8 protein-coding genes are annotated in these 9,936 nt (G+C 47.8%); 4 read left to right on the forward strand and 4 right to left on the reverse strand.

What is annotated here, in order from left to right; translation table 11 throughout:
• Nucleotides 1-623: 623 nt before the first annotated feature.
• Nucleotides 624-1,955: an ATP-binding protein gene (locus tag QUB68_RS24305; protein ID WP_332997257.1), complete on the reverse strand. Its 1,332-nt coding sequence runs from the start codon at nucleotides 1,953-1,955 to the stop codon at nucleotides 624-626.
• Nucleotides 1,956-2,293: 338 nt separating this feature from the next.
• On the opposite strand from QUB68_RS24305, the gene QUB68_RS24310 reads away from it, so the two are divergent.
• Entirely contained in the window at nucleotides 2,294-3,217 is a 924-nt protein-coding gene (locus tag QUB68_RS24310; protein WP_332997259.1) for a cell division protein FtsQ/DivIB, read from the forward strand.
• 348 nt (nucleotides 3,218-3,565) lie between these two features.
• On the forward strand, nucleotides 3,566-4,837 hold the full coding sequence (gene ftsZ, locus QUB68_RS24315; protein ID WP_332997261.1) for a cell division protein FtsZ: 1,272 nt from the start codon (nucleotides 3,566-3,568) through the stop codon (nucleotides 4,835-4,837).
• 57 nt (nucleotides 4,838-4,894) lie between these two features.
• Here the strand turns inward: ftsZ and QUB68_RS24320 are convergent, their stop codons facing one another.
• Entirely contained in the window at nucleotides 4,895-5,659 is a 765-nt protein-coding gene (locus QUB68_RS24320) for an MBL fold metallo-hydrolase (protein ID WP_332997263.1), read from the reverse strand.
• Between the two features lie 163 nt (nucleotides 5,660-5,822).
• Between QUB68_RS24320 and thiD the strand changes: the two genes are divergently transcribed.
• The gene (gene thiD, locus QUB68_RS24325) at nucleotides 5,823-6,632 is read left to right on the forward strand and encodes a bifunctional hydroxymethylpyrimidine kinase/phosphomethylpyrimidine kinase (protein ID WP_332997265.1); all 810 of its coding nucleotides are present in this window, start codon (nucleotides 5,823-5,825) and stop codon (nucleotides 6,630-6,632) included.
• Nucleotides 6,633-6,905: 273 nt separating this feature from the next.
• Nucleotides 6,906-7,046, forward strand: coding sequence for a hypothetical protein (locus tag QUB68_RS24330; RefSeq protein ID WP_332997266.1), 141 nt, complete (start codon nucleotides 6,906-6,908; stop codon nucleotides 7,044-7,046).
• Nucleotides 7,047-7,102: 56 nt separating this feature from the next.
• Here the strand turns inward: QUB68_RS24330 and dndE are convergent, their stop codons facing one another.
• Both dndE and dndD read right to left on the reverse strand, forming a co-directional pair.
• Nucleotides 7,103-7,504: a DNA sulfur modification protein DndE gene (gene dndE, locus QUB68_RS24335; protein WP_332997269.1), complete on the reverse strand. Its 402-nt coding sequence runs from the start codon at nucleotides 7,502-7,504 to the stop codon at nucleotides 7,103-7,105.
• Nucleotides 7,505-7,792: 288 nt separating this feature from the next.
• Entirely contained in the window at nucleotides 7,793-9,790 is a 1,998-nt protein-coding gene (gene dndD / locus QUB68_RS24340; protein WP_332997271.1) for a DNA sulfur modification protein DndD, read from the reverse strand.
• Nucleotides 9,791-9,936 lie beyond the last annotated feature (146 nt).

Below are 9,936 nucleotides of genomic sequence, written 5' to 3' on the forward strand. Positions count from 1 at the left end.
CTTAGAGATACTCGTTCCTATCCAACGCTTTATATCTGTAGGAATACGTAGTTTTTCGTACTTGTCCTATGAATACTTACACAGTCATTAGGTTCAATCTAAAGACATCATACCTCTCAATCTCAGAGAATGCGAGACTTGACAGTAAAAATTCAAGGCAGCCTAAGATATTTTTTAGTCAGCTACAGATAAATTGCTACAGACCACAAATAGCCCACGGCTAAATTTATGGATAATACCGCCAACTAGCTATTAGTAAACAACTCCGATGTATCTGTAGCAGTAATTCAGCCAAAAAGAAAAAAAATTGTCGTCCAAGATGTGATTAGTGGAGGCTAAGAGCAACAGATAAAAACAAACATAGGGGGTCTGGCATTGCAGATATGAGAGTTGAGATTGGGGAAAGTCCTGGGTGGTGGCAAATGTTTACGGGGCAATAACATTCGCGGCGCGCAGCTAGGATTCAACAAAAATCAGCCAGGGGCAAAAACCGCTGACTGCGTGCTGTATTCGATTGTAGGAGTTCGGAGTTTTGAGCGTTGAATTTTATTAAGTTAAAGAGTTTCTAAGTCACTCGCGGCGAAGGGCTCTTAGAGTCGCGAAGCAATCTCAAAAAACCCTAACTATGTTTGGTGAGCGCGCTGCTGCCATTCTTGATATTTTCTGGTTTCTGCTAGGGCTGGATTGATGCCAAACCAGCGACCTTCTTGATCGCGGTATTCAAAGACAAACATACTGCGCAACAAGATTTGAGATTCTTCTTCGCCGGTTACACTTTGTCGGTTGACGACTTGAAACAGCAGTTCCCATTCCGTGTCATTGATGGCTCCCAAAAGGTCATCGCGATATTCTTGAATAACGCTTTCGAGACATTCGCGAGAGAAGGGGGGATCTTCGTGCTGCAAACAGCTATACAAAAGCATCAGTAGATTGCGAACGTGACCGCCACTAATCCGGCAGAGCCTGTCTAAAGTTTCCGGAGAGTCAAAGACTTTGGAAATCAAATCGATGCGTTGAGCGGGAGCAACTGTGGGGAAAGCTCTCGCCAATACGAGCTGCCGCAGCAGTGCCATTCCTTCGAGGTGATCGTCGCCCGATCGCCGGATCACAGGTACCATTGGCATCACCTTGGGTTTGACTCCAAATCGACTGGCGAGACGGCCAAAGTCGTTGGAAAAAATCAAAGTCAGGGGAATCGTGTAGACGACGTGGCAATTGAGTTTTTTTAACTGTTCGCCGCGGTCTAAAAACAGGTATTCTGGCTGGGTGCGCCCGCTGGGTTTGAGGGATGCGTCGAGGCGATCGAGGTTATCAACGATAACTGCAAGCCCTTTTTTGCCTTGATGCTTGAGTTCGGCGTTAGCTTTGTCGAGGAGTTCTTCGTTGATCGACTGCAAGATGCTGTTGGTGCGGGGTTCGAGATATTGCCGGAGTTGCGATCGCAATTTGGGAGAGTCTTTTGTTTTAGCGGTAACTCTAGCAATGCCTATAGATAACTCCGCTTCCGCTGACAAATCTATGGGAGTCTGCAAAAATTCTGCCACTTCTGCAAACAGATTGGTAAAATAGCTCGGTCTGAGTTTGATTCTGGCGGCTTCCATGGTTTCGCTAACTTGGCGGGCAATGCTCAGCAAAATATCGCTGATGTCTACATCTCCCATGTCTAAATCTTGGGAAGACTCAAAGTAGACGACGCAAAAACCCTCTTGTTCTAGCTCAGCTTTGAGTCGAAATAATTCCGTAGATTTGCCGCACCCAATATGTCCTGTAAATAGCTGACAGGTTGGCTCGTCCGGGGAGATGCGGGTAATGGTTCGCTGTAAAGATTCAATGATTTTGCCGCCCCGCACGGAACCGAAATCTATGTAGTATTGATAATCTCCTGGGTCTCCCGCGACAAGGGTCTTGCTCGGGTTGCAGGCTTTATAGAATCTGTCTAATTCGAGTGCGATCACAATTGAAGCCGAATAAAAGTTAAAAAGTTAATCGAAAGTCTAAACTTTCTTTTGTTGAGTTTAGTTTGATTTGTCACCCTTTGCCCTGTGGGGTAATGCCCTAAATACCCAAACAACCCTTATCTGCTAATCAACTTTCCCGGCGCGGGAATTGGGAATTTTTAATGAAAATTTTTAAATTACCTAGCTGAATCGGTAATTTTACTGATATTGGTGCTGCTTATGGGTAATTTTGCGGGGATCTGGTTAAATGGTAGGGGAGAAAGGGTCTGGGGTGCGCGAGATTAAACAGTTTTGAATTTGTGTTAATCCTTAATTACTAAATTGTCAAAAGGTAGATGGCTAGTTTTGGAGCGGTTTCTCAAACAGAGTTAGGGCGCAGGCGCCAAGAGTTGCGGCGGCTTCGCCGCGATCGATCGGTGGCTGTAGTCTGGCAAACGGTGGCTGTGAGCGCGATGACCTCATTTTTGCTGTGGTGGATTTCACAGCCGGCTTGGTTGATTGCCCGATCGGAACAAGTGAAGGTGGAGGGCAATCAGTGGCTGTCAGACAAGGCGGTGCGCTCTTTGGTGCCGCTGTCTTACCCGCAGTCGCTGTGGGGGATTCAACCGCAGGCTCTGGCCCAAAAGCTGGAGTCAACGGGGCCGATCGCCAAAGCTAAGGTGACTCGCAACTTGTTTCCGCCTTCTTTGACGATAGAAGTTGCAGAACGGCTTCCTGTGGCGGTGGCGCAGCCGAGTGCGGTCTTGAAATCCAATAGCGACAAGGAAAAGGTGGGATGGCTGGACGCTCGTGGAGGGTGGATGCCGTCGGAGAGCTATACTGCTGTGCGATCGTCAAATAATGCGATCGGGCAAAGCAGCACTCAGGGAACGCAGCCTCAGCATTCTTTGCCAACTTTAAAAGTCATCGGGCCTTTGGAACAGTACCGCGCCTCTTGGCCGCAGTTTTACCAAGGACTCAGCGGCTTGACAGTGAAAGTATTTGAGATAGATTGGCAAGACCCGAACAACTTGATCTTGAAAACAGAGATCGGTACCGTACACTTAGGGCCGTACAGTTCCAAGACGACTTCGCAACTGAAGGTTTTAGACCGAATGCGACAATTGCCAAAACAGCTAGATTCAAGCAAAATAGCCTACATTGATTTGAAAAATCCTGCTGCGCCGATCGTCCATTTGCCAGAACCTCCCCCGAGTTTGGAGAGTTCAACTCCCGCACCAACTCGCCTCCAGAATGGAGCATCTGTCAACGAAAGGTAGAACGTATCTGTCATCGGGCATAATTTTTACCGATCGGGCTCAATACGCAGGACTTGAAATAAGGACACTTTTTTGAGATAGCGTCTGGAAAAAAAATTTATGATTTTTCTTTCCATCCCGATGCGGGAGGGGCTAGTATCAACTTTTTTTGCTTCTGCCTTGCGTACAAGTGCCTGGATGGACAAGTGCCTGGATGGGTTCAAGCGATGTCTCGGCTAGCGTCGCCGACAAAATCCGAGATTGCTAACATTGAGCATCGCCCACAGTTAGTTTTTCGCGCAACATAGCCTATAGTGATTGTGAATTGGCGTTTAGTTAACAAGCTGTAATCTAATATCCCCGACTCTAATGAATCTTAATAATAGTCAGGGGTCTGACCAAAACAGTCCCCCTTCGGAAGAAGTAAAAAATTTTCCGGTGGCCCTCGATTCCGCCAATCCGTTTAGACGCAAGTCTGATTATGTAAATGTAGACAGTATTGATATCGATCCTATGGTCAATCCCAAAGACATAATGCCCAGCAGTGCCGCGAGAATCAAAGTAATTGGCGTCGGCGGGGGTGGCGGCAACGCCGTTAACCGGATGATTGCTAGCGAGGTTTCTGGCGTGGAGTTTTGGTGCGTGAATACAGATTCGCAAGCTCTGGTGCTGTCAAATGCTCCGAAACGCTTGCAAGTCGGACAGAAGTTGACGCGCGGTTTGGGCGCGGGAGGCAATCCGGCGATCGGACAAAAGGCTGCCGAAGAATCTCGCGACGAAGTTGCTAATGCTCTGAATCACGCCGATTTGGTGTTTATCACAGCCGGCATGGGTGGCGGTACGGGCACGGGCGCGGCTCCGATTGTCGCTGAAGTGGCTAAGGAAATGGGCGCCTTGACTGTGGGCATAGTAACGCGGCCTTTCACGTTTGAGGGACGGCGGCGCACCAGCCAAGCTGAAGAAGGAATCGCGGCTTTGCAAAGCCGGGTGGATACGCTGATCGTGATTCCCAACGACAAGCTGCTGTCTGTGATTTCCGAACAAATGCCGGTGCAAGAAGCTTTTCGAGTTGCTGACGATATTCTGCGCCAAGGGGTTCAGGGTATTTCTGACATTATTACAATCCCCGGTTTGGTGAACGTTGACTTTGCTGACGTGCGCGCAATCATGGCGGATGCGGGTTCGGCTTTGATGGGCATCGGCGTGGGATCGGGCAAGTCGCGGGCGCGGGAGGCTGCAATGCAGGCTATTTCTTCGCCTCTGCTGGAAGCTTCATCTATTGAGGGCGCTAGAGGTGTGGTGTTTAACATCACTGGCGGTACTGATATGACTCTGCATGAAGTGAATGCGGCGGCTGAGACGATTTACGAAGTTGTCGATCCGAATGCCAATATTATTTTTGGAGCGGTGATTGACGAGCGACTTCAGGGCGAAATCAAGATTACTGTGATCGCCACTGGTTTTTCGGGGGAAATGATCTCATCGTCTCAGGCTTCGCGCACGCAAAATGTGAATGCTCCTTGGCGGGCTGCAACTGTCCCGGTGACTCCTGCTCAACAGCCACAGGATACGAAAACGAAACCGCAAGATTTGGGATTGGATATTCCTGAGTTTTTGCGAAATCGTCGCCCGCCGAGATAAGTTGAAATTTGAGATTTTGGATGGCGGATTATAGTCTTAAATCTCAAATCTTAAATCTTAAATTTCTAGAGTTTGTCCGGGTTCGGGTTCGAGGAGTTGGGTGGATAGCCCGGATTTTGCTAGTAATTCGCGAAATTCCGGGATGCTGCCGATCGACTTCACGAACATTGGTAAAATACCCGTGGCTCGGATATCTCCTGTAGTTGTAGGTACAAAAAACTTAGGTTTTAGGGTTTGGGCAAGCTTCAGGGCTTCCGAAGGGCCCATGATGATTTGTCCGAGGAGGGGGAAGATTTGACCGATGACGGGGGCGATGGCTACGTCTACGGTGTCTATTTTCTGTTTGACTTTTTCTAATGGTGGCAGATGCGGTTCGTAATAAAGTGTCTCGCCGCTGTTTAAATCTTTGAGTAAATAGCCGTTTTCTTCCTGTCCGGGCTGGATTTCGGCTCCGGGTACGGCGGTGATTTGTAATATTTCTTTAAATTTAGACTCTTGCCAATTTGCTAAAGTTGTGATATTGGTGTAGCCTAAACTGCTGAGGACTTTGGCGGCGGTGGGTGAGGCGATCGCGGGAATTGTCCGATCGAGCTTTTCGAGTGTTAGTTTGTGACAGTGGTCGTCTAAGCCTTGGGAAATGAGTAAAAGGTCGATCGGCGGTAAGGTGCTGGGAGTAAAGGCGACGGGCGTGTTATGGTAGGCGGTGAACAGCCAAGGTTGACCGTAAAATACGAGGGGATCTACTAGCCAGGGATCGACGAGGATTGTTTGGCCTGCGATGTGGAAGATCCAGGAGTTGAGGTCGATTCGGGTGAGTTTCACAGTTGTTTGCAATAATTCTTTACATTGATTTTAATCATAGCTAATTTTGCAACCGCAGATGGGGGCGGATGAGCGCTGATGTAGGCGAAGCCTTCCCGAAGGGTACGCGGATATGATGGGATTTATCTGCGTTTGTTTGCGTTTATCTGCGGTTGAAAAAAAGATGATTAAATCGAGAATTCCTGTGGCTTTGACTGTGGCGGGTTCGGATAGCGGCGGCGGGGCCGGGATTCAGGCGGATTTGCGGACTTTTGCGTTTCACTGCGTCCACGGTACCAGTGCTCTGACTTGCGTGACGGCTCAAAATACTTTGGGCGTGATCCGGGTGGATGCCATGGCTGCGGAGGCTGTGGCGGCTCAAATTCAGGCGGTGGTTGGGGATATTGGGGTGCAGGCGCTGAAGACTGGGATGTTGCTGAACCGGGAAATTATGGTGGCGGTGGCTTCGCAGGTACAGAGTTTGAATATAGGAAATTTGGTTGTCGATCCGGTGATGGTATCACGATCGGGCGATCGACTGATTGATGACGGGGCGATCGCATTTTTGCGGGATAATTTGATTCCTTTGGCGGCTGTCGTGACTCCGAATCGGTTTGAGGCTCAGATTTTGAGCGGTTTAGAGATTTTTTCCCTCGACGACATGAGGGCGGCGGCGCAACAGATTTATCGATCGGGCGCCAAAGCTGTTTTGGTGAAAGGCGGCGGAATGCCGGGAGATTTGCGCGGAATTGATGTTTGGTTTGACGGTACGCGATTGGAGACTTTGAAAGTTGAGACGGTTGATACTGCGAATACTCACGGGACTGGTTGTACTTTGAGTGCTGCGATCGCCGCTAATCTAGCATTAGGTAAAGATTTATTTACAGCGGTGACATTAGCTAAGGATTATGTTACTACTGCTTTGAAATATGCTTTGGATATTGGGGAAGGCCAAGGCCCAGTGGGGCATTTTTTCCCGCTTTTGCTGAAGTAAGTCAGTTGTCAGTTGTCAGTTGTCAGTTATCAGTTGTCAGTTATCAGAAGGAAGATAGGTAAATTTATCAAGTTGGTTGTAGACAGTTGTTGAATTGTCTGCTTTTAGAGTTGGGAATACAGGGTGGGCGATCGGGAAAATGCTTGATTGAGTGAGGGTTTGGGGGTTTTGGGGCGTAAGGGCGATTCAGTCAGCGCAGGAAGTGACAGTTGAGTGTAACTGCGATCGCGAGGAATTCCCTATTGTTAAATCATCGAATTTAACACTTGCCCTATGGAACTCCTAAACTACTACTTTCAAACATCTACTTCCTTCCAACCTCTATTCTATCAGCTCAAATTTGTGCTTTGCCATAAAATCCGCCGCCGCGAGACTCAACAATTAGCACCGATCGCACTCCCCAATAAATTGTAAACTCTTTCTATTCTCTTCTCTTCCTTTGTGGAACAGGCGTCCCGCCTGTGGTTCGTTTAATTTCTTAATTTCTCAGGCTCTAGAGCGATCGCCACCAAATCTTCAATCTTCTTAATATTCGGATCGCCAGCTAAATAACCAATACCTCGATGCAAGTGTAGGCGAAACTGTTTGGCGAGAGTTTCCTTTTCCGTACCCAAATTATCTTGATGACACCGCTGTGTGAGGGCAATTATCAGGATATCAGCCATGTCACCGCCAAAGACATCCCAGGTTAGTTCGACATTGCTGTCGCTGGGAATTGGTACTGGGGATGGTATGCTGGGTTCGGCGAGCGATCGGCAAAATCCCCACCTGCACAGGACATTCCACCGATCGATTTTAGTCGATCGTTTCAGTTTTGATAGTTGGTCTTTGGCTGTTTGGGAGAGGCAGATGCGATCGACTGGTGGTTCCATGAGTTGAGAATTGTTTGATATCTTGTAAACAGTGTTAATATTTGGAAGGCTGAGCCTCTAAATTTACGTTTTTTGAAAGAGTTGGAAAACGAAAGTTAACAAATTTTTACACGGCGCGGGCTTGATCTATTCAGCGGTTTTTGGTATTATAGTTTTAGTAGGATATATCCTAATATAATGGGATGGTTCCAAAAATAAAATTTTTGCAACCATCCCATTATGATATTAATCATACCGCAACTCCCAGGAAAAGTCAAGGGGGGTTGCGGAAAATTTTGCCGCTATTTTTTAGTCCCAGAAATAACCAGGTTCGACGGTAGTTTGGCGTTTGGCAGAGTCATAGTTGAGGAGGTAGCTGTGGGCGATCGCCTCTAATTCTTGCAGCTTATCATATTCTGTTTTGCTAATTTCCGTGTCGGTAGAAAGCAGAATGACTTGGTGGCTGGCCGAGGGAAAATACCGTTCGACTAGGTTGTTTCTGTGGGAAGAGTCGAGGCGGCCTAGGGGAGTGTCGATCGCAACTGGTAACTGTCTCCCGGATACTCTCGCCAATCCCCACAAAAAGGCGATCGCCAGCAATTGTTTTTCACCAGCAGAAAGTCGGTGTTTGGGTACGAGTTTGCCTTCTGGATCGTAAATGGACAGGCTAAATGTGTCAGTGTCGATCGCAACTCTGTGCACCAGGTCGGTTTTGTGCAACAGGTAGCGAAAACAGTCGGTAATTTCTATTTCAAGTTTGTTGAGTTTTTTGAGGGTGAGTTTTTCTTTAAAAAGTTTGAGTGTACCTTGGGCTTTAGCGATCGAAGCGATGACGTGTTGACTGTTTCTGATGGTAATATATTCGCTACTGTAGCTTTCTAGTTCTTTCTGGGTTTGGGCTGATTCTTTGTCTAATTCGGCGATATGGCGATCGGCTGATTCCAAGGCGGCGGCTGCGATAGCGACCGCTTTTTGAGCATTTCTGACCTCTAATTCTAGTTTCTCGTAGGCTTCGGGGGAAGCTGCGGTGGCTAGTTGTCTGTCTGTGAAGTCGATTTCTGTTTCGATGTGGGTGATTTCTGCGATTTGTTCGGTGGCTAGATTTTGCTGGGCTGGGATTTGGTAGCTAAGGAGATTTTCTAGTTGCTGGATGCTGTTATTGTCGGCGTTCATCCAGGGCGGCGCGTCGGTTCCGGCTTGCTGTTCAAGTTCTCGATCTTCTTGGCGGATGAAGTCTTGAATTTTATCTAGCTGTTGGGGATTTAAGGAGATTTCGGCGATATAGTTAAGGAGGCGATCGCTTCTTTGTTTGATAACACTTTGGGCAATCTTTGCTTGCTGCTGGCTGGCTTCGGTTTCTGCTTGGGTTTTCGCAGCGATTAGCAAGGGTGAAATTAGGGCTAGTGGTAGCGTATTTGATGCCAATTCCATCATGGCTTGACGGGTTTTCTCTGCCTGATTTCTGTAGTCGTTTAGCTGTCTGTCTAGTTGACTGCGATCGGCCGCAATTTTCCCGCCTTGATAAATAAACTTGTCTGATGCTTGTCGCTGATTTGTTTCAGCTTTATCGAATTCATTTTTAAGGCTACCTCGTTTTTCGATCGCCAATTCTTTCTTATCAGTAATTTCCTGAAAAGTTTGTTCAATTTTCTCTAAAGCTGCCAAGTCTGTTTTGCCAGCAATTTCTTTTCGCTTGCGGCCGGCTAATATTTCCAAATCGACGGCGAGGCGTTCTGCCAATTCTAAACCTAACAGAGATTTAATCGCCCCGACGACAAACTCTGGCGGAGTTTCGAGTTCGGCGAGTTCTTTTACTTGTTCGCCGTCAAACAGAAACAGGTTGGATATTCCGACTGGCAAAAGGGTTTCGATGTATTCGTCCCAGGTGTTAGTAATTGCTTTATCTGACCACCAATCGTTAACTACTTCGCTGTATATGAGAATGCTGAGGCTATCTTTGATGTCGAGTTTTTTCCAGTATCTAACAATTTTGAATTGAGTTAATTTGTCGTCTTGGACTTGTTCAAAGGTTAGTTCCACGCGGGTATCTTCTAATGCAGGAGTATGTCGATTGATGGATTGATTGAGGAAGTCGCTGTAGCTTAAATTGCCTCTGGTGGAACATTGGGCGCGGCCACCGTAGAGGGCGAGGCGAATGGCATCCATGAGGGTGGTTTTGCCGCCGCCGTTCATGCCGCCAAATAGGATGACTGGGCAGGGATTTCCGTCTTTTTCGGGGCGGAGATTGATGGTTTGTGCGCCTGCGTAAGGGCCGAAGTTTTTGAGGACGAGTTCGAGGAATTGCATTGTAGATGTTGTCGATGGGTGGTTGGTGGGGGCGGCGGTTCGGCAGCGGATTTGGTAGCGGATTTAACGGATGGGTGGTTGGTGGGGGCGGCGGTTCGGCAGCGGATTTGGTAGCGGATTTAACGGATGGGTGGTTGGTGGGGGCG

Source organism: Microcoleus sp. A006_D1 (assembly GCF_036702805.1).
GTDB lineage: Bacteria > Cyanobacteriota > Cyanobacteriia > Cyanobacteriales > Microcoleaceae > Microcoleus.